At 39.4% G+C, this 25,757-nt stretch carries 24 protein-coding genes and 5 pseudogenes; 17 read left to right on the top strand and 12 right to left on the bottom strand.

Annotated elements, in window-relative coordinates; all coding sequences use genetic code 11:
• Nucleotides 1-679: 679 nt before the first annotated feature.
• From tssD to Xets_RS12445, 10 genes and pseudogenes are all read right to left on the bottom strand, one after another.
• Nucleotides 680-964, bottom strand: a pseudogene (gene tssD, locus Xets_RS12490) (type VI secretion system tube protein TssD); the annotation flags it as partial.
• Between the two features lie 578 nt (nt 965-1,542).
• A complete protein-coding gene (locus Xets_RS12485) occupies nt 1,543-2,868 on the bottom strand; it encodes an amino acid permease (RefSeq protein WP_099131543.1) in 1,326 nt (441 codons plus the stop codon).
• 532 nt (nt 2,869-3,400) lie between these two features.
• On the bottom strand, nt 3,401-4,741 hold the full coding sequence (locus tag Xets_RS12480) for an MATE family efflux transporter (RefSeq protein WP_099131544.1): 1,341 nt from the start codon (nt 4,739-4,741) through the stop codon (nt 3,401-3,403).
• 186 nt (nt 4,742-4,927) lie between these two features.
• Nucleotides 4,928-5,328 (bottom strand): annotated as a pseudogene (locus Xets_RS12475) (ABC transporter permease subunit); the annotation flags it as partial.
• 112 nt (nt 5,329-5,440) lie between these two features.
• Nucleotides 5,441-6,736, bottom strand: coding sequence for an MFS transporter family glucose-6-phosphate receptor UhpC (uhpC, locus tag Xets_RS12470; protein ID WP_370588232.1), 1,296 nt, complete (start codon nt 6,734-6,736; stop codon nt 5,441-5,443).
• Between the two features lie 66 nt (nt 6,737-6,802).
• Nucleotides 6,803-8,380, bottom strand: coding sequence for an MASE1 domain-containing protein (locus Xets_RS12465; protein ID WP_099131546.1), 1,578 nt, complete (start codon nt 8,378-8,380; stop codon nt 6,803-6,805).
• Between the two features lie 7 nt (nt 8,381-8,387).
• Nucleotides 8,388-9,020 carry a response regulator transcription factor gene (locus Xets_RS12460; RefSeq protein WP_099131547.1) on the bottom strand — a complete coding sequence of 211 codons (633 nt, stop codon included), beginning with the start codon at nt 9,018-9,020 and terminating at the stop codon, nt 8,388-8,390.
• A 660-nt stretch (nt 9,021-9,680) separates the two neighbouring features.
• Nucleotides 9,681-10,475: an adenosylmethionine decarboxylase gene (speD, locus tag Xets_RS12455; protein ID WP_099131548.1), complete on the bottom strand. Its 795-nt coding sequence runs from the start codon at nt 10,473-10,475 to the stop codon at nt 9,681-9,683.
• 18 nt (nt 10,476-10,493) lie between these two features.
• Nucleotides 10,494-11,357 (bottom strand): polyamine aminopropyltransferase, encoded by an 864-nt coding sequence (gene speE / locus Xets_RS12450; RefSeq protein WP_187651761.1) that lies wholly within the window; start codon nt 11,355-11,357, stop codon nt 10,494-10,496.
• A gap of 118 nt (nt 11,358-11,475) precedes the next feature.
• On the bottom strand, nt 11,476-11,823 hold the full coding sequence (locus tag Xets_RS12445) for a YacC family pilotin-like protein (protein ID WP_099131550.1): 348 nt from the start codon (nt 11,821-11,823) through the stop codon (nt 11,476-11,478).
• Nucleotides 11,824-12,297: 474 nt separating this feature from the next.
• On the opposite strand from Xets_RS12445, the gene Xets_RS12440 reads away from it, so the two are divergent.
• A complete protein-coding gene (locus tag Xets_RS12440; protein ID WP_187651760.1) occupies nt 12,298-13,518 on the top strand; it encodes a site-specific integrase in 1,221 nt (406 codons plus the stop codon).
• 127 nt (nt 13,519-13,645) lie between these two features.
• Nucleotides 13,646-13,930, top strand: a complete 285-nt coding sequence (locus Xets_RS12435) for an AlpA family transcriptional regulator (RefSeq protein WP_187651759.1) — start codon at nt 13,646-13,648, stop codon at nt 13,928-13,930.
• Nucleotides 13,931-14,115: 185 nt separating this feature from the next.
• On the opposite strand, the pseudogene Xets_RS12430 reads toward Xets_RS12435, so the two are convergent.
• Nucleotides 14,116-14,289 (bottom strand): annotated as a pseudogene (locus Xets_RS12430) (YlcI/YnfO family protein); the annotation flags it as partial.
• Between the two features lie 61 nt (nt 14,290-14,350).
• Here Xets_RS12430 and Xets_RS12425 point away from each other — a divergent pair.
• The 15 genes and pseudogenes from Xets_RS12425 (at nt 14,351) to hpt (ending at nt 24,870) form a co-directional block, all read left to right on the top strand.
• Nucleotides 14,351-14,605, top strand: a complete 255-nt coding sequence (locus Xets_RS12425) for a hypothetical protein (RefSeq protein WP_187651757.1) — start codon at nt 14,351-14,353, stop codon at nt 14,603-14,605.
• Nucleotides 14,598-15,008 (top strand): hypothetical protein, encoded by a 411-nt coding sequence (locus Xets_RS28680; protein ID WP_370588231.1) that lies wholly within the window; start codon nt 14,598-14,600, stop codon nt 15,006-15,008. The genes Xets_RS12425 and Xets_RS28680 overlap by 8 nt, the downstream gene beginning before the upstream one ends.
• Before the next feature lie 2 nt (nt 15,009-15,010).
• Nucleotides 15,011-15,310 (top strand): annotated as a pseudogene (locus Xets_RS12415) (primase-helicase zinc-binding domain-containing protein); the annotation flags it as partial.
• Nucleotides 15,311-15,317: 7 nt separating this feature from the next.
• Nucleotides 15,318-15,518 carry a primase-like DNA-binding domain-containing protein gene (locus Xets_RS12410; protein WP_255430621.1) on the top strand — a complete coding sequence of 67 codons (201 nt, stop codon included), beginning with the start codon at nt 15,318-15,320 and terminating at the stop codon, nt 15,516-15,518.
• Between the two features lie 295 nt (nt 15,519-15,813).
• On the top strand, nt 15,814-16,089 hold the full coding sequence (locus Xets_RS12405) for a hypothetical protein (RefSeq protein WP_187651756.1): 276 nt from the start codon (nt 15,814-15,816) through the stop codon (nt 16,087-16,089).
• A 769-nt stretch (nt 16,090-16,858) separates the two neighbouring features.
• The gene (locus tag Xets_RS12400) at nt 16,859-17,782 is read left to right on the top strand and encodes a hypothetical protein (protein WP_187651755.1); all 924 of its coding nucleotides are present in this window, start codon (nt 16,859-16,861) and stop codon (nt 17,780-17,782) included.
• On the top strand, nt 17,779-18,174 hold the full coding sequence (locus tag Xets_RS12395; protein WP_187651754.1) for a DUF1240 domain-containing protein: 396 nt from the start codon (nt 17,779-17,781) through the stop codon (nt 18,172-18,174). Before Xets_RS12400 ends, Xets_RS12395 begins: the two co-directional genes overlap by 4 nt.
• Before the next feature lie 125 nt (nt 18,175-18,299).
• Entirely contained in the window at nt 18,300-19,457 is a 1,158-nt protein-coding gene (locus Xets_RS12390) for a phage major capsid protein (protein WP_187651753.1), read from the top strand.
• 44 nt (nt 19,458-19,501) lie between these two features.
• Nucleotides 19,502-20,047 carry an HK97 family phage prohead protease gene (locus Xets_RS12385; protein WP_187651752.1) on the top strand — a complete coding sequence of 182 codons (546 nt, stop codon included), beginning with the start codon at nt 19,502-19,504 and terminating at the stop codon, nt 20,045-20,047.
• A gap of 2 nt (nt 20,048-20,049) precedes the next feature.
• Nucleotides 20,050-21,267 (top strand): phage portal protein, encoded by a 1,218-nt coding sequence (locus Xets_RS12380; RefSeq protein WP_187651751.1) that lies wholly within the window; start codon nt 20,050-20,052, stop codon nt 21,265-21,267.
• A 22-nt stretch (nt 21,268-21,289) separates the two neighbouring features.
• Nucleotides 21,290-21,853: pseudogene (locus Xets_RS12375) on the top strand (terminase TerL endonuclease subunit); the annotation flags it as partial.
• Between the two features lie 251 nt (nt 21,854-22,104).
• On the top strand, nt 22,105-22,773 hold the full coding sequence (locus Xets_RS12370) for a tail fiber protein (RefSeq protein ID WP_187651750.1): 669 nt from the start codon (nt 22,105-22,107) through the stop codon (nt 22,771-22,773).
• A gap of 70 nt (nt 22,774-22,843) precedes the next feature.
• On the top strand, nt 22,844-23,215 hold the full coding sequence (locus Xets_RS12365; protein ID WP_187651779.1) for a tail fiber assembly protein: 372 nt from the start codon (nt 22,844-22,846) through the stop codon (nt 23,213-23,215).
• A 486-nt stretch (nt 23,216-23,701) separates the two neighbouring features.
• Entirely contained in the window at nt 23,702-23,965 is a 264-nt protein-coding gene (locus Xets_RS12360; protein WP_187651749.1) for a helix-turn-helix transcriptional regulator, read from the top strand.
• 368 nt (nt 23,966-24,333) lie between these two features.
• The gene (gene hpt / locus Xets_RS12355; RefSeq protein ID WP_187651748.1) at nt 24,334-24,870 is read left to right on the top strand and encodes a hypoxanthine phosphoribosyltransferase; all 537 of its coding nucleotides are present in this window, start codon (nt 24,334-24,336) and stop codon (nt 24,868-24,870) included.
• Nucleotides 24,871-24,968: 98 nt separating this feature from the next.
• Here hpt and can read toward each other — a convergent pair whose 3' ends face one another.
• On the bottom strand, nt 24,969-25,622 hold the full coding sequence (can, locus tag Xets_RS12350) for a carbonate dehydratase (protein WP_187651747.1): 654 nt from the start codon (nt 25,620-25,622) through the stop codon (nt 24,969-24,971).
• Between the last annotated feature and the right edge of the window lie 135 nt (nt 25,623-25,757).

The raw sequence follows: 25,757 nt of genomic DNA, 5'->3' as shown, positions 1-25,757 counted from the left end.
TCTTGTTTTTAATGAAAATGCTAATTGAAATCGTATAAATACGTGTTATGTGATTCTGATACACAGAATGAGGCAATCATAAATAGAATTCCATATATAAAAACAGCTCTATTGAACTTTACAACTAATCATTTGGCCTGGTTTGTTTTTTAGTTTTTTATTCTTTTAAAAACTCTTTTAAGTGTATTGGGTTTGTATTTTTACTGTATTTAGTGGAAAAAGTAAATGATTTATCTAAGTTGTTTAGATAATGCCTTATTATTGATTGAAAATTAACTTTTATTTGGAGTTTTTGAAATAATATTTTAATTTTTTATCTATTATTGGATTTTTATTCTAAGTTACTGCGTTTTTTGGATGAAAAATGAGAAATACTGAGGGTGATCAAGAGATAATGTTTGAAATAACATTAGGTTAAAGGAAGGGTTTTCGTTAACTTAATAACATTAGTTATAGTTTTCATTGTTTATTATATCTTTATTTGGATTGAATTGATTGGTCGTTTTTTGTTCTGTTTGTAAAGTTTAATTAAATAGATATTTTTCATGATTAATTATGTATGGAATCATCATTAAAAGGATTATTTAATGAATGCTCCTGCTAATCCTAATTAAAAACATGTGGATTTTATTCATAGATTGCCACAAAATCATCTTAATATTATTATCATATGGAAGATGTAAAAATGAAAAATCTTTATTGTACTGTTGATGATTTCCAGCTCTTCATTATTAGATATCGCCACACCAAGTAATAAAGAGGATTTGTTTATTGGTTTAATAAAAGATACCTGACGATGATTAACATTACTCATTCTTGTTATTTCATGCTCAAAGGAAAAAATCAAGATCCCATTTTTATGACCCGTTTGATATTTATTACCTATGGAATCAAAGGTAGAGCAACCCGCAGATATCAAACCTTGTTTCTTCCCTTTCATCGTTGCATATATTAAATTAGCCACACAATCTCCTTTAGACTAATATAGTATTCCTATTGTAAATAGAATTAATGATACAAAATAATCTTACTATAATGGGATCTAAAAAAATTAACCGGCTAATTTAATTTGTTTATCCTCTTAAGGTAATATCATCGGTAAGAGAAATATCATCAATCATACAGTCCCCTCGGCAGCTCGCTTAAAACTGCGAGTTTTATATCAGAACCAGATAGTTCCACAGCATGGACAATAATTCTGGATGCGGCCATTGTCAATACTGCAGGATTACCCTGCAAATGAAAGTCGGAAAGTTCACGGGTGTTAGGTTGTATAAGCCACTGTTCATTTCGTCCTATGAATGCAGGGTATGTACGATTTTTTCCGTTTTATCAGACGACCCCAAAATTAGTACGACAAAATTTTGGACTATTCCGGCTTACAACCCCTACACGTAAGTTGCTGTTCAAATGCTTCCGCTAGTCCTGAATAAGTGCAGTAGATTTTGTAGGGAGTTGATTAGTTGAATGCGCCTTATATCTCCTAACAGAAAGATGAGAATTTAGGGCGCACTGGGTAAACCTTAATAATAAGCCCTTATATCAGGAGAAGGCCAGGAAAGGGGAAATACATAGCAAGATCCCAGTAAAGATGATCAAGATGAGCGATACCCCTTTGTAATAGCGCAGGCCAGGGATCTTGTAGACCAAATAAGCCGGAATAAGGCAGCCAACGATGCCAAATATTGGGCTACAAATAGAAGTAAAACTTAAGACTGGAGCATTCAGGAGGATCGCGCTCCATGCCAATAAGATGGCAAAAACCATGATGCCTTTTTGTACCCACTTTTCATTGATCTTTTCGGCAGGTACCAGGCGACTAAGAATATTCATGGCAATGCCTTGGCTGGCTTCGCGAAACCCAAGGTAAACACCAAAAAATGCAGTCATCACAGCAAAGACATTGAGCATGATACTGACGGCAATAACCCAACCGCCGGGAAAGAATTGGGCGGCAATTGCTAATGCTGAAATATTCTGTTCATAGGCTTTGAGTGCTTCGTCATGTCCCATTGCCAGCGTAAAAGAGATGGCATAGAAAAATACCGTACAAAACAGGATACCAAAGGCAATGTTCATAGCTCGCAGTGCCTTGTGACGGGCAACTTCACGGTTTTTCTCCCGATTGCGATAAGAAATCACCATTGGGCTAAGTGTTTGGATAAACAGGATGGACGTGAGCGTAAAAGGTAACGTGATGATGGCTTGTTTGATCAATAGCCCTAGAGGAGGCAATGCCCCGATATTGTAAAGATGCCACATACCGATCATGGAAAATCCTAATGCCGCGATAACAAATAACTTTGTTATGACCATCAGACTGGATATTTTGAACAGTAATTGTTCACCACGGGAAGAGATGGCGACTAATACACAGATTAATACCAATCCATAAAGCGGATTTTTCGACATTAATTCATCGGTGACCCCAAATGTTTGCAGGTAAGAAGCACTATCATTGGTTATCGCGGTGGAATAAACAAACATCCAGATCACCAGCATAATAAAGTAGAGTATTCCTAACAGAATGCCCCAATTTTTACCAAGATAACCACTGATAACACTAGGATAATCTTTGCATTCTGGTGACTCTGCAAGGGTATTGATGAAGAGCCGCTGAAAGAGATACATGGCAGGATAACCAATAATGGAAGAGAGCAGGAAAACCCACAATCCCATCAATCCAACCTGAACAGGCAAGAAAACAATTCCGGCCCCGATTGCCATGCCGATACTCATAATGACCCAGCCAGTATCGGTATGGTCGAATTTTATTGCTTTTTTCCACTCCTCCTCCGTCATGTTGGCGCGTTTGGCCGATGGAGATAACAGTGGCGTGACATCATTGTTTTTTGTTGCTGTTTTCATATCTTTTAGTAAGTGAATTATCGTGTGCTAATAGTCAATGATTTCAAGGAGAACAACTTCTTCATGAAGAAGAAATTGCAAAGGGAAACTGCGCAAAAAAGAAAATTGTCGAAAACACTTTGTCAGGATTAAATCCTTTTTATCGTTAATATTATGCTGTAGTTCAGGGGATTAATCTAGAATTTTTTACTAGTGAAAGGGGGTGATGCATAGTTTAATCCTGCTTTCCGATGAGAAATAAAGACAAATCAATACCTAATTGGTAAGCCTTATTTTACGATGGATTTGGGATTAATAAAAAAGAATAGAATCGTGTCATTGATAAAAATAAAATGGAAACAGCCCAATTTTTTTATTTTTATTTCGTAACAGTCCTGAAATTAAATTATCAGATAAATACTTGGTGAATTATTTTTAATTCTTAATGAGAAAATTGTTCAAGTTACCATTGCACTTATTAGTTGAATCCACCTTTGATTGAAATTAAAATGCCACAAATAGACTTATGGCATTTTTTGCTGTTATTTTTTAATTAGACATCCAATCGCTTGGTTTGCCATCTTTTAGACTTCCAACGCCAAGAGTTCACTAACCCGCGGATCCACTCGTCGCAGAAGAACCCTATCCAGATCCCCAAGATCCCCATACCCATGGTAATACCCAAAAAATAACCGACGGGAATAGATATTCCCCACATACAAATCAACGCGGTATAGAGTGGAAAACGGGCATCACCAGAAGCACGTAGGGCATTGACCATCACAATGTTGAAAGTACGTCCTGGTTCCAAAAAGACTGAGAGCAGGAACAAGGGTAACAGAAGTTCAACAATCTTTTGATCTTCCGTCATGACATAGAGAAGCGGTTCCCTGAAAATCCAGAACATTAAGACGATGCCTACAGTAACAATCACACCAATTCTCAGGCTTTTCAGCCCCCGAAGATAGGCATCTTCAAAACGCTTTGCCCCAACAAGGTGACCTACCATAATCTCATTGCCAATGCTGATAGAGATGCCAAACAACATAATGAACAGAGATAGCTGGAAGTACAGTGTTTGCGCGGCCAGAGACATTTCACCCATCAGGCCGATAAACGCCTGTGCAGTCATATATTGCAGGATCCACACCAAATTTTCACCTGCGGCGGGTAAGCCGATATGCAGGATTTTGCCCAATATATTCTTAGACCAGTTCACGAACAATTTAGGCTCGAACTTGATCTTCAAACCACAAAACAGTAATCCGCAGAGCAAAATAACAGCGACAGTACGACCAAATACCGTAGACCAAGCCACGCCTTCGAGTCCATATTGAGGCAATCCAAAGAATCCATACAGCACGATCATATTGCCGACAATGGTAAGCAGGTTGGCAATTAGCGTGACATACATGGCCGATTTTGACTTTCCATAAACCCGCATACAGGCTGCCAGAATAATCGAAATCGCTTCGGGTATCAGACAGATACCAAGAACATGCAGATAAGCGAACCCATCTTTCATCAGATTTTCGGGCAGGTTCATGATATGCAGGATCTTATAACCGAAGAACACCGTGATCAGAGCACAACTGAAACCCAGCACAAAATTAAAAGCAATGGAAATGTGAATAGCCTGACTAGCCTTATCACGTCTCCCTGATCCCAAATATTGTGCAATGACAACACTGCAACCTACGCTGATGAAGTTAAAAATTGTAATAAAGAGATCAAAAACATGATTACCCACTCCCATTGCAGCAAGATAAGCAGAAGAAATATGGCTGACCATATACGTATTGATTAATAACGTCGCCATATGCAGAAAGATATCAATGAAAATCGGCCAACTTAACGAAAAAAGAGAGCGATTAACAACATCAGACTGATGCATTAGTAAAACCTATTTATTAGAAGTGAAATGAATGGTCTTTTGCGGTGTGACATACCTAGAAAGCATAGCTGATTTTACAGGGTTTATTGATGATTTGATAGGCAGAACAAGCGATTTATGTTTTGGTTGCAGTTGAGTAGCATTAACTTGCAATAGCAGCGTTTATCCATGCCAGTCACCATCATCAAAGCTGTAAACCAATGCAGATAAAATAGCGGGACGTAAGAGTAGTAGCAGAATATGCAAAATTGTTTTCATTGAACCTGCTCGCAGGCTGAGAGAGGCCTCATCCAGTGATTTATCAATTTGCCCAAGTCCTGCAATACCAGCTCGAATGCCAACGGGTACATTTCGCATCGTCATGGAGATGATGATAATGAATGCTGTACCCGTGATATAGAATGGCGTGTTATTGAAAGCCAGGAGATAAGATATCCCTGTTACTGTACCGGGAACGGCAAAACAGAGCATGGTAGTGAACTCAATGATTTTTTTGCCGCGGAATTGCTGTGTACCACGATATAGGCAATCAATAACCCGAAAATGGCGGTAATGGGGGTAGCAATGCCTGCATACAGTAATGTATCGGATGTACCTGAGCTTTGTGGATCTGCAAATTTTATTGTATTCATAATATAGAGTTGTTTTAATAGTGCAGTGTTCAATTTACTTGAACACTACAGGGAGGTAATTCTGTTATCAGTATGTTTTATACTCTTTACTGACGTCAGTCATTAATATTGGCATCAGTAATAACCCCATCACAGCGGCTGCAAGAGTCAGCAAGGCAAACATGCCTGTCCAATCATAGTGGTCAATGATTTGGCTTAATGGCCAACCAGCAATTGCAGCACCATAATAGGCATACAATCCTAAATATCCAGTTACCGTACCTGCCGCTTTTTTGTGGCAGTGTTCAGTTGCTGAAAGGCCAATTAACATCTGGGGACCAAATACAAAAAAACCAATACTAAAAATACAGAGAGATAATAGTAAATAATTATTTATAGAAATTAACCAGAGCGCGGCCATAGAAAAGAAAAGACCGAGAGAAAATAGTAGAATCACTGGTGTACGTTGACTGCGAAATAATAAGTCAGAGCCCCATCCAGCACAAAGAGCACCTAATAACCCTCCCAGTTCAAATAGTGATAGAGTGGCATTGGCATTCAGTAAATTAGCTCCATGTTTTTCTAATAACCATAAATTACCCCAGTCATTAATTGCGATCCTAATGAAATAGATGAGAATATAAGAAAAACCAAGGAGCCAGATGGTACGGTTGAATAAAATGGTTTCCTTTAAGATTTTTATTATGGGCATGGGTAAAGACAACCGTTCTTGTCGTAGCTCCATAGTATCTTGTCGCCAATGCCCTACGCTAGGTAAACCATGTTCTTGTGGAATTCCCCGTATTCTCCGGCATAACCAAATGCCAAGCACAATGCTAATGAGTCCAGGAACGAATAATGCAGCGCGCCAACCATAATAATTTGCTAAAAGTGCAGACAACAATGGCAGAAAAATACCACTTATATTGATGGATATATTCCAGCAGCCCCACCAGAAACCTCGCTCATTACGAGAATACCAGTGAGTGAGAAGTCGAGCACATGTTGGCCATCCCCATCCCTGAAAAAAGCCATTCAATGTCCAGACAAATAGTAAGGAAGGCAGTGATAAGCAGAAGGTAAAAATAATATTCAGTACTCCTGTCATTAATAGCCCTACCCCCATGAACCAGCGATAACCAGTATGATCATGAAAAATGCCGGAAAAAAATTTTGAACTGCCATAAGCAAGGTAAAATAAACTGGTTATCCATCCAATATCAGTTTTATTAAGAGCCAATTCCAGCTGCATGGTTGGCATAACTACATTTAAACTTTTGCGAGTTAGGTAGAATGTGGCATAGCCTATAATCATTGACATGAGCAAATGGCTTCGCCAATAACGATAATGTTGTGATATTTGCTCATGGCTGGTGCCTTGCATAAGTGCCTCCATAAAAAAGATACGAGTAGTCGTTGTTGCTTTAGTCGTCCCAAAGAGGATACTTTGTTATGCAGTATCACTACCTGAATCTATTGGTAAATATATAATGACATGGGTTCCTTGTTGGATTTTGAGCCTCCAATGGCCTCCAAGCGCCCGGACACGTTCTTCAATACCCTTAAGCCCAAATCCCGTATTTTTTTTATCATCAATAATACCAATACCATTATCGCCAACCTGAAGTACGATTAAATTTCTTTTTTGCTTTAATGTAATGTTTATTTGGTTGGCGTTAGCATGTTTACTGATATTGTTCAGTAATTCTTGAATCAGCCTATAAAGTGTCAGAGTGATCGTGTTATCACTGGGAGTGTGTGGTAACTGGTAATCAAAATGGCAGAAAATGTTTTGTTCTTCAAAAGCAAACTCATTTATTAAGTGATTAATTGATTGCTCAAGAGACATTTCGTCAAGTGCAGGTGGGCGAAGTTCACGCAGCAGTTGACGAGTTGTTTGATGTATTTGTTGGGAGAGGTGATTAATCTGTTCGGCAGAGTTATGAGCTAATGCTAACGTTGAAGTTCGTTTTATTAGCATAGATTGAATTTGAATGGCAGTTATATTTTGTCCAATGGCATCATGAAGTTCTCTGGCAATATTTTTACGGATATCTTCTTCTGTATGTACTAATTTTTGCATCAAAATATGGCGTGTTGCTAACTCTTTTTCTAATCGTTCACGATAACGGTTTAAATTATTTGCCAACTGTTTTTGATAGGTTAGGCTACCTGCCAATTGTTGCTGGCGACTGATGGCAATACCAAGCCCTATCCCTAATAAAGCCTGAGTGGTTAAAAAAATCTCCAATTCCTGTAATTCGCTGAATGAACCATTGAATTGACGGGCAGAAGTGACGAGTAAACTTCCTAACAATGCGGAGAGAACACCGCCTTGCCAACCATAATGATAAGCCATAAATATATTAGGAATAAAGACTAAAATTGATAGTAACCATTCTATTTCTGAGGATAGAAGATATTGGCCACTTATTCCCAGAAAACTAAACAGGAAACACCATATCAGCAAGGATATTCTTAATTGTGGATCGGGTATATCAGCTTTAGTATGCTGATTCTTCCAATATTTCTCATATAAATAAACATAAATCAGATAGATGAATGGGGAGAGTAAAAATCCGCCAGTTAAGGAAGAGAGAAAAATAAAGCTGATTTGATCGGGCAACGAAAAGCTTAAAAACAAGATTTGTAAAAGGCTATTAATGATAACGCCTGCCAACAAGATAGAAAGCTGTTGCCAATAAAGAGAATAATTCCACCATATCTTTTGAATAGTTAGTGCAGTGATCACACTAATAAATGGTGAAAGCAGAATGATTGGATATATAATAAGTTGCTCGCTTTTTAGCCATAGCAATATACTGGTTTCACTCATCAGAAGGATTGGAAGATAACGCCGCCCCAGTAAAATCATAAATACTAAACGTATCCCTTGGGGTAAAAATAGTGTCGCCTGTAATCCACTATTGTGAAAATAAAAACTAATTACCCATAATGAAATCCAAATCAGTGAATAAAATAGACAGAGGAATAGTGATTGTAAAATGAAGAGAAATTTTTCATTCATTGATTGATTAACTCGTCATAATGATTTGATTCTTGAGGGCATAATGAACTAGATCAATAGTAGTATTACATTGTAATTTATCTAAAATTCTGGCTCGATGAACATGAACTGTATTGTGACTAAGTTCAAGTTGCTCAGCAATCACTTTTACACTGCTCCCATTGACTAATAAGGTAAAAATTTCTCTTTCTCTTGGTGTCAGAGCGTGTAGTGCTGTAATTTCTTGAGGTTTTTGGCGAAGTGCTTTCAGTGCATGAGCACAAAGATAAATGTTTCCTTGATGGACTAACCGGACGGCTTGTACTAATTCCTCTGGCCCACAAAATTTTGTCAAATAACCTCGCGCACCTGAATCTAGCGCACTTTGTACAAGCGCAGCAGTGTCATAAATACTTAACATGATCGTACGAAAATTTGGGCCGGTGGGACGAAGCCGGGTCAGAAGTTGTAGGCCACTTTCGTTGGGCATGGAGATATCCATGATGACGATATCAATCGTTTTTCTTAGTAAATCCGGCCATGCTTCATCGGCACTGCTGTATTGACCAACGATTATAATATCATCTTCAAGTGTCAATAATTGGGCAAAACCTGAACGGACAACAACATGATCATCAATGAGAGCAATTTTTATAGTCATTTTTATTGTATGTTGTAGGGAGTTTTATTATAAATCATTTAGATATCATAATGTTCATAAAATAAAATTCATGCAAATAAATAAACTAAATTTGTTAGTTAGATAACAAAATTTATTTTAAGGCAGCTAAATCATATCGATTTCAATTGGTTATTATTATTTCCATTTCTATACCTCCATATCGTAATGATGAATTCTGTTTTTATTAATTCTCAATAACAAAATAAAAATATTTATTGATATTAAATAGTGTTTTTTCTTTATTAAATGAAACTGGTGGGTTTAATAAAGAAATTACACTGTTATTTTATATATTTTCATTATTATATTTCATGTGTTATTTTATGGTGAATGATATGAAAAAAATTTTACCATAATCCCTTTGTAGGGGGAATTATGCTAGATTCTCCTATAAAAAATATTGGATATTTTTCTATATAGGAAGCGATATTATTGCATCATCAGATATGCTTTATTGTTTTTCCTGGCGTTGATCATGGAGCCGCCCTTGATTATTTGAAAACAATTTATGGCGCTAAAATTATCACAAGCACTGAGTTAGGTGTGCCGTCAAAATAAAGAATGCTATGTTTGATAAAAAATGAATGACTGGCAGACTGATATTCTGCCAGTCAAATAGATCAGGTCGAATACAATTATCTATAGATCGGGTAAATTTCGGCCGTAATAGATTTCCTGTATCTCTTTTTTAAGTAAACGGGTGATTTCTCTCTTTTCCATTTCGCTTAGTTCTTCCGCTGTGGTATTGAACAAATATTCATTCAGATCGAATTCTTTCAGCATCATTTTGGTATGGAAGAGATTTTCCTGAAAAATATTCACATCAATCATATGGTACTGAGATTGAATTTCTTCTGTCACATAATTCTGGATGGAGCTAATCTCATGGTCAATGTAGTATTTTATGCCATTGATATCTCGGGTAAAACCACGAACGCGATAATCCATTGTTACAATGTCAGATTCCAATTTATAAATCAGGTAATTCAGAGTATTAAGGGGAGAAATAACACCACAGGTTGATACTTCAATATCTGCCCTGAAGGTACATATACCATCATCTGGATGGCTTTCTGGATAGGTATGCACACAGATGTGGCTCTTGTCCAAATGGGCGACGACAGAGTCAGGGAGTGGGCCTGGGTTTTCCGTATTATCCACCCGTTTGGCAGAAATGGGTTCTTCACTAATCAGAATGGTAACGCTCGCTCCTTTGGGGTCATAGTCTTGACGAGCAATATTAAGAATGTTTGCACCAATAATTGAACAGGTTTCACTGAGTATTTCAGTCAGGCGGGTTGCATTATACTGTTCATCAATGTACGCGATATAACTGTCGCGATCGGCTTTCGTTTTTGCATAACAGATATCATAAATACAGAAACTCAAGCTTTTTGTCAGATTATTAAAGCCGTGCAATTTCAGTTTGCGCAATTTAGTTCACCTCCCGGTTTATGGGGGATCAGATAGGGCATTCAGTAAGTATTGCGGCAGTGCGAAACTTCCTGCATGTACGGCAGGTGTGTAGTAACGGCAGGTTATGGCCGCATCTTCAAAGCGTTGTTGTAGCGTTGTCAGAGGTACCTGACGCAAGGCAGAATTTTGGGTTGCCCATGCAAATGTCATGATCCCACCGTGATAGGTTGGAATGGCTGCCTGATAAAAACTGCTGTCAGTAAAATAGTGGCTTAACTTTTTATAGCTGTTAACGGCTTCATTCTGCTGAAAGAAACAGACACCGTTTTGGGCGACAAAAATACCACCTTCGTTTAAGCAACCAGCGCAGCCTGCATAGAAGTCAGAAGTAAACAGGCTTTCACCTGGTCCATCAGGATCAGTACAATCAGAAATGATGACATCAAATTTTTCAGATGTGGTTTTGACAAAATTAACACCGTCGTCAATCACCAGCTTGAAACGGGGATCATTATAGGCTCCCGCGTTATGGTTCGGCAAATATTGGCGGCAGAATTCGATTACACCAGCATCAATTTCTACCATTGTAATATTATCGAGATAGTGATGACGGCAAACTTCACGCAGCATCCCGCCATCACCACCGCCAATGATCAACACTTTTTGGGCTTGGCCATGAGCAAATAGTGGTACATGGGCCATCATTTCATGATAGATAAATTCATCGCGCTCTGTGGTTTGAACCACACCATCAAGTGCCATGATGCGGCCTAGTTCTGTATTTTCAAAAATAACTAGATCTTGATGCTCTGTTTTATCGTGATAAAGCACGTTTTCAACAGCGAAATACTGACCGAAATTGGGATGCAACGTTTCATACCAAATTTCTTTTTGTGACATGTTCCGCTATTCCTCCATTGTGATCTTCATCGGCATTGGTTGCACATAGTAGCCAATAATTTACATTGCTGTCACTTAGTTTCAACATGAAATTAACCTTGGAAGTATTCAAAAGGAATTATTTTATATAAGAGAGTAGGCTGAGGGAGTTCCTTGCAAGAGAACGGCATTTAACCTCATGAGGCAGGTTGATTCCCTTTAAATCTTTGTAACCTAATTGATTTAGTTCTTGCATTAACTGACTATCATAGTTACTGAGATCCCACTTGTTACGTTGGGCAAAATAGATAATTGTACGCTTAATTTGAAAATCTGGGATTTGGCTATAGCCGCAGTCATGTTTTAGATAGATATAGACGGCTGTCAGATCGGCGAGATCTTCAGCTTCATTCTCAGACAGCGCTGTTGCAGGTTGAGCAAAACTAAACAGAGCCAGAATGTACGCGAATAAGGCAATTTTTTGCATAATTTCTATTATACTGATTTTCTACTATTTTACTTAAATTAACATATTAATATCTTTGTTAGCCAAACTTTATTTGCTTCATTTTAATAAAATTACCGTTTTTTCTGCCAGTGAGAAAATTGGGTTGTATGTTAACGAACAGGTTTGTTCTGATGGCAGAGAGTGTTATTTTATGCGCTCGATGAAGCTTATGCTATTGAGCGGTATGTAAATAGTCACATTCATTTTTTGGTTTGACTTGTGATTATTTAGAATAAAATCAACTGGTTATATTAATGAAGAAACATATTGTAGAAGCAAAAGACATCGTGTTTTTATGCTATTACGCGCTTTCATTATCCTGCCTTTTTATCCTATGATATCAATCAAATAGACTACTTTTGTGTTTGAGTGTTTATGCGTCTTTTTTGACTGTTGCAATGAACGGTGTATCACTCGGTGTATCACTCAAAAGTCATGTTTTGAGGTAAGGAAATGGCGGGTACAAACAAGCTAAGTGACAAAAAGCTAAAAGCTCTTTTAGGTGCTGAGAGAAATGCTCCGGCTATGTTTGCAAATGGTGAAGGATTAAGTGTTAAAGCCTCCAAAGGTGGACAACTAAGTTGGGTATTTGCATATCGTCATGGTGGGCGAGGCAGTCGGTTAGAGCGTCTAACTCTGGGGCGTTATCCTGACATTTCCCTAAAAGTGGCAAGGGAAAAACGCGATCAGTGTAGAAGATGGCTAGCGGAAGGTTTCGATCCCCGGACAGAATTCGAATTAGGGAAAGAAGAAACACTAAAGCCTGTAACTGTAGAGGACGCATTAGAATATTGGCTGGTGCATTATGCGCGAACAAAAAGAACGGATGAAGAACTTACAAGAGCGCAGCTAAGAAAACACATTTACCCTCGATTGGGGCATTACCCCCTTGCACGGTGTGAAACTCGTCACTGGGTAACCTGTTTCGATGAAATAAGTGAAAAACAGCCTATGACCTCTGGGAGAATGTTTCAGATTTCAAAGCAAGCATTAAGGTTTTGCAAAGTCCGACGTTATGCCACAAGTGATGCTTTAGCTATTCTCACCATTCAAGACGTAGGACAACCAGCAGGACAGCGTGATCGCGTTTTGTCTGATTCTGAGTTAACCGATGTCTGGCGTTGCACATATGGCAATGAGCAGCATCCGTACTATTTGAGGTTATTAAAAATTCTGGTTTTGTTTGGTGCTCGAACGATGGAAGCAAGGCTTTCTCGTTGGCCTGAGTGGGATTTTGAATCATGGATATGGACAGTACCTAAAGAGCATAGCAAAACCCGTGAAAAAATAGTGCGCTCAATTCCTGAGGCGATTAGACCTTGGCTGATGGAGTTAAAAAAAGAAACGGGTAAATCAGGGTTATTATTGGGTGAAGATCGAACTCGTGCATCAGTATCATTAAAAGGACGTAGGCTCTATAAAGATTTCAAACACTCAGAACCGTGGACATTGCACGATTTACGCCGAACATTTTCAACAGGGCTGAATAATATTGGCATAGCTCCCCATATTGTTGAGTTGTTATTAGGTCATACATTACCGGGTGTGATGGCTATATATAACAAGAGCCAATACCTACCAGAGAAGCTGGACGCTTTAAACAAGTGGTGTGAGCGATTAGATGTATTGGCGGGTAATTATGAAAATGTGGTTATATTAAGGGCAGCTCAATAATGGAAATTAATGAGTTTCATTCTGTGCATGACCATTGTGATATATACGTAACAAATGTGCCTTTCTTTCGTAATAATTTCTATTAAGTAAAATACCCTCACAAAAACAATTAAACAGTGAGGGTAACATGACCATTCAATACAGTACTCCTACACCAGAAGAACGCCGCGCTATCCTTTCTGAATATGGCGAACCTTACGATCGTCTTATACGTGAAAAGGAACGCCAGCACATCACCTCTATTTCCAGAACGTCAGCATGGAAACTGGAAAATGAAGGCCGCTTCCCTGCCCGTAAGCCATTAGGCCGCAATTCTTGTGCTTGGTTGCTTAGTGATCTACTGCATTGGGTACGTAATCCGCCAATAGTAGAAAATATAAATAACCCATATAGCCGTAAATCTTCCAATTAAAGAATAACATCATGGAAAAATTAACTGTCTTGATTGGCAGCGGCCTAACTCATTCTAAAAGCAACTTAATTTTGGGGAATAGGGGGCGTGATGGTAGATATTAGCTATAGAGGCTCTTTAAGCTTAAGCAGCCATCAATTTGAGAGACAACCCTCTTTAAGAGGGTTAATTGATTATTCTCACTCCGATGATGATTTAGCTTTGCGCTGGCGGCGTTTGATCTCACCTTTCATTGCAGCAACAATAAAACCAGCATTGCTTTCACCATTGGTTTTAACCTGTTCCATATCCTCCATGACTTCATGTGGTATGCGGACAGTAGTCATTTGTGATTTTGCATTCTTTGCACCAGTTGCCATTACTGAATCCTCTACGATTTGGTGTATTTCATTATACATAAAAAGTAAACTGGAAAAAGTATTGACGTTTATTTCGCTCAAGGATAAAGTGAAATACACCTTGATGAATTCAAGGCAGAAAATAGCAACGCCCCGAAGTGCTACCAACACTATCGAGGCGTTTAACCACAACATTATCGGAGCTAATGCTATGGCTGATACACAGTCTAACCAAACTCGCCTAAAATTTACATTCCTAATTGCATCCGGCACTCAGCGGCTGGCTGGTATGTCCTCACTGATCTTCGTATCACGTCAGGGGGCATACCATGAGTAATAAACCTATCTCACTAAAACAGGCGCTGTATCGCGCAGGTCTGGGGATTTCACTTTTCACGTACATTACCAAAAAAGCCAAGGATGAACGCTGCGAAACCAACTTAAATAACCTGATTGCATTGGCACACGGCATTCATCAGGAAGTTCACCGCGCCCTGTTGAAACATGCTCCACAGCCACCGATGAATAAATTATTAAATTGCATTGTATACAGAAAATCCGACCCGTTAGGTCAGGCTTCATTTCGTGCGGGCTTATGTACCTCTTTATATGAAATCATTCTTGAGCAGGCCAGCCAGCATTGTTCGGAAGAGCTACATGATTTGCTTTCACTGGCCTGTGATATCAATCAGGAAGTTTACCATGCGCTTTATGTGGCAGTTAATGGAGAGGACGAGTGATCATGAGTCAGGGAAATAATAATCAGAAAAGCCACCCGTTAGATGTGATTCGAACAGTTAAAACATCAGCCATCAATCGTTGGCAAAGCCTGTTACCTGCTTGTAGCGTTGATGTTCCCGCAAAGGGTAAGCACGGTGCTTGTCCGATATGTGGTGGCACTGATCGTTTCCACTTTATCGACGATAACCATCATGGCGACTGGCATTGCCGCCAGTGTGATGAACCAAATCATGGCGATGGGCTGGATTTAGTAGCAAGAACCAAAGGGATCGCTGTCTTTGTTGCTGCTAAGTTGGTATCTTTCTTTTATGGAAGCGCACGGCTTTGAACGCCCTCTGACACTGACCAAGTTCGGCGAATCGCTACCTAAAATTATGCTGGAATACAAAAAGGAGTATCGGAAAATGCGAACCAAGAAAGGTTACTCTTATAACGTTGAGTTGTCGGAAGAAGCCGAAGAGTGGTTGCCGTCATTGCCTGAATGCCGGGGCTTTAAATCCCCGCTATAAACTTTTTGAATTTAAGTCTGCATTCCCTGCATCATTTTAAGTATCCATCTGTATTTAAAAGAAAATAATAGATGTATAGTTATTTCTTAGCTATACATCAAATATACATTCTCTTCATTAGGGTAAAAAAGGAGGGTGAACAGAGGATACAGTCAGTGAATATCATATTAATTACCGTAAAGCCAGATGTAGCAAGGCTTTCAGAGTATTGCGTATAGGGTGCATAACTGAGAGGGCGAAAAAGGTTTTTAGAGGACTCTCTTGGTAGAAAAGTAGATGGTAAAAAGGAAGAATTATGGAATCTCTTATTGTTACATTATTAAATTATGGCATTGCTTCTGGATTAATTATATTTTTAGTTTTTAAATTCATTTTTTGGATGTTTCAAATAGATCCTAATGTACTTATTGATAGGTTATTTTCTCTGGATGAAAGAATACCTAAAAAATTAAAAGAAATTATTGATGATAACGAATTTGATGAAGACACTTCTGATTTGGCTGAAAAAGAAAAGCAACGCTTATATTGTAAAAGAGTTTTAGGTGTAAAAAATTGCAATAATCAAGTTTAAGTTGTTAAAATACTTAAATCCCATCCTGATGGTTATTCAAATGTTAAATATTTTAAGATCTTTGATGAATATTTGCATATGGATGGAATTAGGTTAAACATAGACGAAACAAGGATAAATAAAAATAGACGATCTTCTTATTATTTATTTGTGGCGTTAGCTGTCGATGCTTTATTATTTATGTTTTCTTCAAATAAATTTCTAATATATCCTTCAATAACTTTTGGTTTTTATGGTCTGATGTTATTTATCTTCATCTTTAAATTAACACCACCAAGTAACATATTAGTAAAAAAGGCAAATAAATATTTAGATGATTTTTATTTAAATTGATATTAATTTAAATAATGGAAGAGCTATAGCTCTCCCATTAATGTTAGAAAACAAATCACTTTCATGGTTGATTAATTCAATTGAAATAATATCCAAAGTGACTATAGAAAAAATGCCTGAGCATAGATATCTCAGTACGATACCATAATAGCTTTTGAGGTTTAACTATACAATCGGTGCATTAAACCCTGTATTTTTATGATATTAAATATAAAAATAGCATGTATAATTATTACCAAAATGTACATCTATTATGCACTTTATACATAGTTGGAAAATTTAGGTGAACAGGTGTATAGCTGGTGAATACCGTCTTAATTGCTATACATGCACAATCGATGGCTCTAAAAAGATTTTTAGGGGAGCACCCTGAGAAAAGTTATTTTTATTACCATCATACTAATTTCAAAATGAAATAATATGGAGATTTTATTAAATGACAAGGCGCAAAAATTATAACCCTACTTGGGATGGCTATCTTGGCGATTACTTAAATGGGAAAGTGGGAATTAACCAGTTAACCCCTCAACATGAGTTTTTTGATTCTATAGGATTGGAAAAGGTATTAAGTGATAATACCCAATATCACTATGTGCTCACATTGGCTCAAGCTCAAAGTATTATCGAAGATATTAATCCTAGTCCTCCACGAAATCCAATTTATGGCGAAGACTTTGCAAGGGGGACAGAAGTAGAACGCCATAAAGAAAAACCAGCTTGGTCTTTATTTTCTATCACAGATCCTATTTCTACTTATGCTGGAAATATCTATGACTCATTTGGGTTCTCTGACATTTGCCGAGAATTCAAGCGGTTAAGCATTACTGCAAAAACCTATATGGGAGAAAATGGAAAAAAATATATTCACCTGTCAGGTCATGCAGGCCTTAGACGTCTCGTCAGGGGAACACGATATGGTGCTAGCCATCCCCAAATGTTAGCAATGGGAATAGGACAACAAGGCCTTAATGCAAGTATTATTAAGGGTGTTCGATTTTGTATTATTTTTTCTATTGGATATCGCATAATAGAAAGTATTTTTAAGGATGAATATACCTTAGCTGATTTTATTGGCAACATAACAATGGATATGGCTAAAACCGCTATTGTTGCTGCTTCTTCTTGGGCTGTCGGTACACTTTTAACAGCGACGGCTATTGTAGGTGGTAGCATTATTGCTGTTGCTGGAATAGTTTTGATTACTGGAATTGTGGTAGCTTATGGTTTAGACGTTCTTGATAAACAATATGGAATAAGTGATAAAGTAATAGCATTTCTAAAAGAAGAAATGAAAAGAAAGCCAAGAACACGGGAAGCCGATTTACAATATTTCTTTAATACAATGGGAAACATCAGGTGAATAACAAATATTTAAAAGCATTAGCTGGATTAATACTTTTATTATTTCTCACATTTATGATGTATCTAGTGAGTAAAAGTGTTTTTTCATTAATCCTTATGGAGGATGAAATAACATTTTCTAGCTCTGTTGTTATAGGTTTTATATCTTCCCCTCTATTGTTTTATTCCATATCAGGTTCTGTTTTTTTCTTTATATTCGACAGGCTGCCAAAATATAATAAGATAATTGTTAAATACCTGAGCATGTTGATGATTGCATCATTTTTCATTAGCTTTCCTATATCTTTGTATGTTAGCTATAAATTAAAAAACGAGGGGTATGTTACATGTGATAAAATATCGTGGATGTCACCAACAACCTACGTAAAAAATTTATCACTTTGTAAATGAAAAAGTTTGTAAATATTCTGTCTTCATGTTTCCCCTTGTTTAGCCTCTAAATAACAGAGGCTTTTTTATTATTTTTCACGGTGTTAAATAGTGTTTTAAAGAAAATAACTATTCCAAAAAACACCATGAAAAAACTACTCGAATTACGCCAGCAAAAAGCCGATTTAACTCATCAAATGCGTTCGCTGCTTACCAAAGCCGAAGACGAAAAGCGCTCACTGAATCCCGATGAAGCCAAACAGTTCGACGAGCTGCGCAGCCAATCAGATACCCTGAATACAGAAATCGCTCGTTATGAGGTGTTGTCTGATGAAGAACGTAATCAGGTAGGGAAAAACCAGCCGACCAATAAAACACTCAGTAATGACGAGCTGCGTCACTATATTCTGACTGGGGAAACACGTTACCTGTCTACGGGTATCCCGGCAGACGGTGGCTATACCGTTATCCCTGAGCTGAACAAACAAATCATGCAGCAATTAGCTGATGAGTCTGTCATGCGCCGGATTTGTACGATTAAGACCACGCGCAGCAACGAATACAAACAGCTTGTTTCGGTCGGTGGCGCAGCCGTTGCCCACGGGGAAGAAGGCAAGGTACGCGCTGAGACAGCCACGCCGAAGATGGAAGAAGTCAGCATCAAACTGTTTCCTATCTATGCTTATCCTAAGACTACCCAAGAAATCATCGATTTTAGCGATGTCGATATTCTGGGCTGGTTAACCTCAGAAATCGCTGACACCTTTGTTGATACCGAAGAAACCGATCTTGTCAGTGGTGACGGCAGCAAGAAAGCAAAAGGCTTCCTGTCGTATCCCCGTGATACTCAAGCCGACAAGATACGTGCGTTCGGTACACTGCAAAAGCTGGATGCTGCCAAACTGGAAGCCGATAGCCTCATCAACCTGAAATTCCTACTCAAGAACAAATCCCGTAAGAATGCTGTTTGGGTGATGAATTCGACAACAGCGGCTCAGGTGCAGAAGCTGAAAAACGGCAATGGAGATTACATCTGGCGCGAACGTCTGCAAGCGGGTGATCCTGATATGTTGCTGGGCTTGCCTATCCATTATCTCGAATTTATGCCGGATAACATCATTGCTCTGGGGGATTTCAAACGTGGTTACTTCATCGTTGACCATCAAACGGGCACTCGTACCCGTCCTGACAATATCACCGAACCGGGATTCTATAAGGTACATACTGATAAATATTTGGGTGGTGGGCTGGTGGACTCCAACGCAATCAAGGTGCTGGAAATCAAAGGCACTAAAGCGGGTTAATAGCAAGGGGCACGATGCCCCTTTGTAGTCTTGGAGTCTATCGAATGAATAATATTGAATTAAGAACGGCATCACTTTCTGCCAGTGATAAGAAACTGACAGGCTATGTGATTAAGTGGAACAGCCGATCACAAGTCTTGTGGGATGAGTTTGTCGAACAGTTCGCCCCGAATGCATTTAGTGCCAGCTTAACAGCGAGTGCAGATGTCAGGGCATTGTATGAGCATGATCACATGAACCTGTTAGGCCGTACTACGTCTGGTACATTGCAGCTTGCCGAAGATGCCACCGGATTACGCTTTGAGTTAACCCCGCCTGATACCCAATTGGGGCGCGATGTACTGGCGTTGGTTGAACGGGGTGATATTTCCGGTATGTCCTTTGGTTTTCGTGCCGTTAAAGATCAGTGGGATACCAGCCAAACACCGTATGTCAGAACTGTTTTAGAAGCCGAACTTCGGGAAATCACCATCACCAGTTTGCCTGCCTATCCTGAAAGTGGCGTTGAAATTGCCAAACGCTCATTAAACGCAGCCAAGCCCTGCAATGTGGATTTGCGCCATTACTGGCTGCAACTGTCTGAGGTGTAGTTATGTGGCCTTTTAAGCGTAAAGCCGCTGAGACTCGTAGTATCAGTATTGATGAGTTTCTTTCTCTGGCGGGTATGTCTAATACCAAATCCGGCGAGCATGTTTCCCCCTCAACCGCCGAGGGTTTACCTGCCGTGATGAATGCCGTCACAGTGATTAGTGAAGCGGTCGCCACCATGCCCTGTTATCTCTATCGGATTCAGCACCTGCACGGCAAAGAATCCCGCGAATGGTTGAGTGATCATCCCGTAGATTATTTGCTTAATGAATGCCCGAATGACTGCCAGACCCCATTTCAGTTTAAGCGAACGCTAATGCGCCATTGCCTGTTAAATGGCAATGCGTATGCAGTCATCGTCTGGGGAAAAGACGGACAGCCACAATCATTACACCCTTACCCGCCGTCAGCGGTTGTCCCACAGCGATTATCCGATCACCGATTTGCCTACACCATCACCGAACCCTATAGCGGCAAAATCAGAACCTATCTACAGGAAGAAGTATTGCATTTGCGTTATGCCACCGAAGATGGCTTTTTAGGGCGTTCGCCTGTCACGATTTGCCGTGAAACATTGGGCTTAGGTCTGGCACAACAGCGCCACGGGGCAAGCATTATGAAAGAAGGCATGATGGCAGCAGGCATGATTAAAGCCGCTGACTGGCTGGATGGCATCAAGGGAAATAAGGCACTGGAAGCCCTCGAACGTTATAAAGGCGCTCGCAATGCTGGGAAAACGCCCATTCTTGAGGGTGGCATGGAATATCAACAATTAGGCATGAGTAACCAAGATGCCGAGTGGCTGGCGTCTCGTCGTTTCACCATTGAAGATATCGCCCGTATGTTCAACGTCAGTCCGATCTTTCTGCAAGAGTATTCGAACAGCATCTACAGCAACTTTAGTGAAGCGTCCCGCGCCTTTCTGACCATCACTATGCGCCCGTGGCTGGCTAATTTTGAGCAACAAATCAAAGCTGCTTTGCTGATGGCATCACCGAAACGCGGCATTCGTTACCAAGTGGAATTTGATACCGCCGACCTGCTGCGAACAAATCCGAAAGAACGCTTCCAAAGTTACGAGACGGCGATTAAATCCGGTGTCATGTGCCCGAATGAAGCCCGTGAACGGGAGGGATTATCGCCCCGTGCTGGTGGCGATGAATTTAGTCAGGCATGGAAACAGACAGTGGAAATCAAGAAACAAGCGGAGGGGAAGGCATGAGGGCAGGCAGATTGCGGCATCGGATAATGAAATGTTATTGCTGACCCGCCATTATCTGCCCGAAGTCCAGCTACAGAATCCTGCCAATAAGAATCGCGCTGTATATCGACAGTGGGTAAAAATGGGCTGGATACGCACCACTGTAGGCGACTGCATTGATTATGATCGTATCCGTGATGATATTCTTAAAGACAGCCAGCACTTTGATATCAAGCTGGTGGGTTTTGATACATGGAACGCCACTCACCTACGAACCCAATTACAAGGCGCGGGGCTTGATGTTGAACCCTTTCCGCAAACCTATATGCGTTTTAGCCCAGTAGCGAAATCTGCTGAGGTGTTCGTTAACCGTAAAATCATTCGTCACAACGGCGATCCGGTACTGGTGTGGGCGATGTCTAATGTCGTGATGGAGACAGACGCGAACGCCAATATCAAACCGAACAAGAAGAAATCCGCCAATAAGATAGATCCTGCAATTGCGTTTCTGATGAGCTTTGGGACATGGCAGGTGGAGCATAAAGAGTTTGCGTTTAACTTAAGTGAAGAGCAACAGCAGAGACTGGATAGTTTTGATGGGGTTTAATTAAATCAAATGCTCAAAAGGTGAGATATTTTACTAAGTTTTATCAGTCATCTGATGAAATTGATTAATTATTCATCTGTTATTTTATGTCATCCTGCCATTAAAACATGCAACTCATCCACTGAATGAAATCAAGCCGTACTCTCCAATATTGATGAACCGATTTTATTGATGTTCACTGGCGGAGAAGTATCCCACCGCCTTCATGTTATTTAGCAATGTGTATTGTTGATTAAATGAGGGAATAAATTATGAGTACTCAAGATAGTAATAGCTCCGTAGTAGTTCCGACAATGGACGATGTCAGAAAAGCAATCAAAGAAGCAATTGAAGAACATGCCGCAAGTCGTAATCATCCTTATGCAACTTTGGACGATAGAGGTTTTGTCACTCTCAGTAATGATGTTTGTAGCGATAGTGAAACTCATGCAGCAACATCTAAAGCAATAAAGGTAGCAAATGATAATGCTAACACTCGTTTGTCAAAAGAACAGAACGGCGCAGATATTCCTGATAAAGCAGAGTTTGTAAAGAATCTAGATTTATCAGAACTGGTTTATAGAACTATAGGAAATGGACCTAACCAGATACCGGATATGTCATTTTTCACGTCAGGGGCTAATTGGTTCAAAATGCCTGATGGTAGAATTATCCAATATGGTAGATCTTGGTTTTCAAGGGAAAATGAAGGATTTTTTTATGCTGATGCTCATTTCCCTATACCATTCCCTCATGAGCTATCATGTATGCTTGTAACACTATGGGGTGTCTCAGATCCATCCACTGCACTATTCCATTTAGCATCAGATATGAATAGTAATACATGGGCTGCAATTCCTATGAGGCGTCCGATCAAAGCAGGAGAATTGCCCAATATACCAACAAAACAATCTGTTATGTGGTTGGCGATTGGATATTGATGGAATAATTCTTATGAAATATCAATATTCTAATAATGAATTTTATCCATACATATTGAAATAGGATTATATAAAATCTGGTATATGGCCTAATGATGGAATTGATGTTGATGAATCGGTTTTCAAAAAATACACTGCCACACCACCAATAGGCAAAACTCGGATCATTGGAAATGACGGATTGCCCACATGGGAAAAACTTCCTCCATTGCCTCCATTAACGGTAGATGAATTAAAAAAACATGCTGAATTTCAAAAACAGGAGTTACTGAGAGCAGCTAATGAAAAAATTGATATCTGTCAGGATGCCGTTGATTTAAGCCTCGCTACAGATGAAGAGAAAGCCATACTCATAGAATGGCGTAAATACAGGGTGTTACTCAGTAGAATTGATTGCTCTACTGCGCCTGATATTGTGTGGCCTGAACTGCCAAAAGGATGACAAGGTTTGTAGCCATGTATTGACCTCATACCAATCTGGACATGGACGTCTAAACGATACTTTTCCGAAATATCATAAGTTCTCCCATCGCTAACAAAACGCACTAATCACACTATAACAGAACGAAAAAGTCTCTGATGAATTTTGACACATGGCAAATTTTCAAGTGCAAACAGCAATAGAACCTTGAGGTATCTAATAGGATATGACGTAAAAAGTTAAGCGTTTATACTGGTTCGCTTATTGAACCAGATAAACCAATCAGTTAAAGTAGCCCCGCCATTAGCAAAATCTAGTGGTCAAGGATTCTCACCCTTGTAAAGAACTATCCACTGGTAGGAAGTTTCTGCCAGTGTGTCTGCTATCGCCCTTTCAATGGCGGTTCAGACGGGGGAGGCTTCGGCCTCGCTGGAAGATAGTTCCCAGTTGTGAGAACCCTGTTTGAATCGCCACCATCAATATTAATTAATGGAAGGGGTAGCAGGAATGTTCAATACCAAAAACGACTGGCATCAAGCCGATATCATCGCTGCATTACGTAAACGCGGTACAACCTTAGCGGCTGTTTCTCGTGAATCTGGCCTCAGTTCATCTACACTAGCAAATACGCTCAGCAGACCATGGCCGAAAGGCGAATGGATTATTGCGGAGCGTCTCGAATTACATCCCTCAGAAATCTGGCCTAGTCGCTATTTTGATATTAATGGTCAACTCATTGAGCGTAAGGCTCGCAATAAGTCAATAGCCTGACTGCAATTTGAAGTCACAGGGAAGATAACCGTAACGGGGTATCTTCTCACTGGTAGGGATACCAATTAACAGCCATTTCAATAACTCCCGACGAAATACACTGCAACCTCTTCATAAGATCGAAACGTTCAGTGTACCAACCTACTCACTGACGATGATTTTTGTCGATAGACGTTCATCTAAGCCCAGCTTCCTCTTTTACCGCAATCGATACCTTCTGGTATACTCCGCAAATATTTTGTTCTCATGTTTGCTTATGTGTCCGCCTTTGTGCGACTAACTGTATATCACTCGGTGTATCAATATTGGTGATTTATCACATAATTAAAGATGAGTTTATTGTTTTAAAACAAATGGGTATGTGAAAATTGAAACATATTGTAGAAGTAATGATCTCCGAGCAGGAGGTTAAGCAACGTATTGCTGAGCTGGGGCAACAGATTACAGAGCACTATCGTAATAGCGATCGTGAATTAGTATTGATTGGCCTGTTGAGAGGGTCATTTATCTTTATGGCAGATTTATGCCGTGAAGTTCAGGTTCCCCACGAAGTGGATTTTATGACTGCATCCAGCTATGGCAATGAGATGAGTTCTACCCGCGATGTGAAAATCCTCAAGGATCTGGATGAAGACATTCGTGGTAAAGATGTGTTGATCGTTGAAGATATTATCGATTCAGGCAATACACTGAACAAAATCCGCGAGATTCTGGCGTTGCGTGAGCCTAATTCACTGGCGATTTGTACTTTGTTGAACAAACCATCTCGTCGCGAAGTCGATGTTCCAGTTGAGTGGATTGGTTATTCAATTGAAGATAAATTTGTCGTCGGTTACGGCATTGACTATGCACAGCATTATCGCCATCTGCCTTATATCGGGCATGTCACCCTGTTAGAAGATTAATTTTTGCGACAAACAGAAATAATCAATTCGGCATAAGCAAATGGCAGCTTTTTTGCTGCCATTTGTTTTTTATAATTAATAGGTTGTCCTTCGATCTGCTATTTTGTCTGGGATAACTTGGAAATAGCCTGACGGTAATTAAGTTCCAATTTTTCACGGCTGTCAGCTGTAATATCCAGATCATGTAATTCACCATCCTTTAAACCATATACCCAACCATGAATCATCACTTTCTGCCCGCGTTTCCATGCGGATTGCATAATGGTTGAGTGGCCAAGGTTGTAAACCTGTTCAATGACATTCAATTCACACAGGCGATTCAGCCTGTCGTTAGGAGGTAACTCACCAAGCATGGAACTGTGTTTGTACCACAAATCACGGATATGGAGCAGCCAGTTATTGATTAAGCCCAATTCAGTGCCATCTACGGCAGCTTCAATACCACCACAACCGTAGTGACCACAGATGATGATGTGTTCAACCTGCAAAACATCAACGGCATATTGTACAACAGATAAACAGTTTAAATCGGTATGGATAACGAGGTTAGCGACGTTTCGATGAACAAAAAGATCGCCGGGGGCTGCATCAATCAGTTTTTCGGCAGGTACTCGGCTATCAGAGCAGCCTATCCACAGAAAATGAGGTTTTTGCGATTTTGATAATTCTTTGAAAAAAACTGGGTTTTCTTCGTTTACGGACTTTGACCACTGTTTGTTCCTGGCAAACAGCTCTTCAATTTTTCTCATCATAACTAATAGCCTGATAACATTTTTGAGATAGAATCATATACGACATTAATTGAGAATTTAACATTTAATTGAAGAATGTTTTTTATTTTACCCCCTACCATTGCTAAGAAATAGGGGAAAAATAATGGCATAATT

It is taken from the genome of Xenorhabdus sp. TS4 (assembly GCF_014467265.1).
In the GTDB taxonomy this organism is placed as follows: domain Bacteria; phylum Pseudomonadota; class Gammaproteobacteria; order Enterobacterales; family Enterobacteriaceae; genus Xenorhabdus; species Xenorhabdus ehlersii.
The sequence above is the reverse complement of the archived record's forward strand: the minus strand, read 5'-3'. Positions and strand labels throughout refer to the sequence as shown.

Excerpts from the sequence above, each read along its gene's own strand:
- Xets_RS12485 (WP_099131543.1), bottom strand. The coding sequence starts at position 2,868 with ATGAAAACAGCAACAAAAAACAATGATGTCACGCCACTGTTATCTCCA.
- Xets_RS12480 (WP_099131544.1), bottom strand. The coding sequence starts at position 4,741 with ATGCATCAGTCTGATGTTGTTAATCGCTCTCTTTTTTCGTTAAGTTGG.
- uhpC (WP_370588232.1), bottom strand. The coding sequence starts at position 6,736 with ATGCAAGGCACCAGCCATGAGCAAATATCACAACATTATCGTTATTGG.
- Xets_RS12465 (WP_099131546.1), bottom strand. The coding sequence starts at position 8,380 with ATGAATGAAAAATTTCTCTTCATTTTACAATCACTATTCCTCTGTCTA.
- Xets_RS12460 (WP_099131547.1), bottom strand. The coding sequence starts at position 9,020 with ATGACTATAAAAATTGCTCTCATTGATGATCATGTTGTTGTCCGTTCA.
- speE (WP_187651761.1), bottom strand. The coding sequence starts at position 11,357 with ATGTCACAAAAAGAAATTTGGTATGAAACGTTGCATCCCAATTTCGGT.
- Xets_RS12445 (WP_099131550.1), bottom strand. The coding sequence starts at position 11,823 with ATGCAAAAAATTGCCTTATTCGCGTACATTCTGGCTCTGTTTAGTTTT.
- Xets_RS12440 (WP_187651760.1), top strand. The coding sequence starts at position 12,298 with ATGGCGGGTACAAACAAGCTAAGTGACAAAAAGCTAAAAGCTCTTTTA.
- Xets_RS12435 (WP_187651759.1), top strand. The coding sequence starts at position 13,646 with ATGACCATTCAATACAGTACTCCTACACCAGAAGAACGCCGCGCTATC.
- Xets_RS28680 (WP_370588231.1), top strand. The coding sequence starts at position 14,598 with ATGAGTAATAAACCTATCTCACTAAAACAGGCGCTGTATCGCGCAGGT.
- Xets_RS12410 (WP_255430621.1), top strand. The coding sequence starts at position 15,318 with ATGGAAGCGCACGGCTTTGAACGCCCTCTGACACTGACCAAGTTCGGC.
- Xets_RS12405 (WP_187651756.1), top strand. The coding sequence starts at position 15,814 with ATGGAATCTCTTATTGTTACATTATTAAATTATGGCATTGCTTCTGGA.
- Xets_RS12400 (WP_187651755.1), top strand. The coding sequence starts at position 16,859 with ATGACAAGGCGCAAAAATTATAACCCTACTTGGGATGGCTATCTTGGC.
- Xets_RS12390 (WP_187651753.1), top strand. The coding sequence starts at position 18,300 with ATGAAAAAACTACTCGAATTACGCCAGCAAAAAGCCGATTTAACTCAT.
- Xets_RS12385 (WP_187651752.1), top strand. The coding sequence starts at position 19,502 with ATGAATAATATTGAATTAAGAACGGCATCACTTTCTGCCAGTGATAAG.
- Xets_RS12380 (WP_187651751.1), top strand. The coding sequence starts at position 20,050 with ATGTGGCCTTTTAAGCGTAAAGCCGCTGAGACTCGTAGTATCAGTATT.
- Xets_RS12370 (WP_187651750.1), top strand. The coding sequence starts at position 22,105 with ATGAGTACTCAAGATAGTAATAGCTCCGTAGTAGTTCCGACAATGGAC.
- Xets_RS12360 (WP_187651749.1), top strand. The coding sequence starts at position 23,702 with ATGTTCAATACCAAAAACGACTGGCATCAAGCCGATATCATCGCTGCA.
- can (WP_187651747.1), bottom strand. The coding sequence starts at position 25,622 with ATGATGAGAAAAATTGAAGAGCTGTTTGCCAGGAACAAACAGTGGTCA.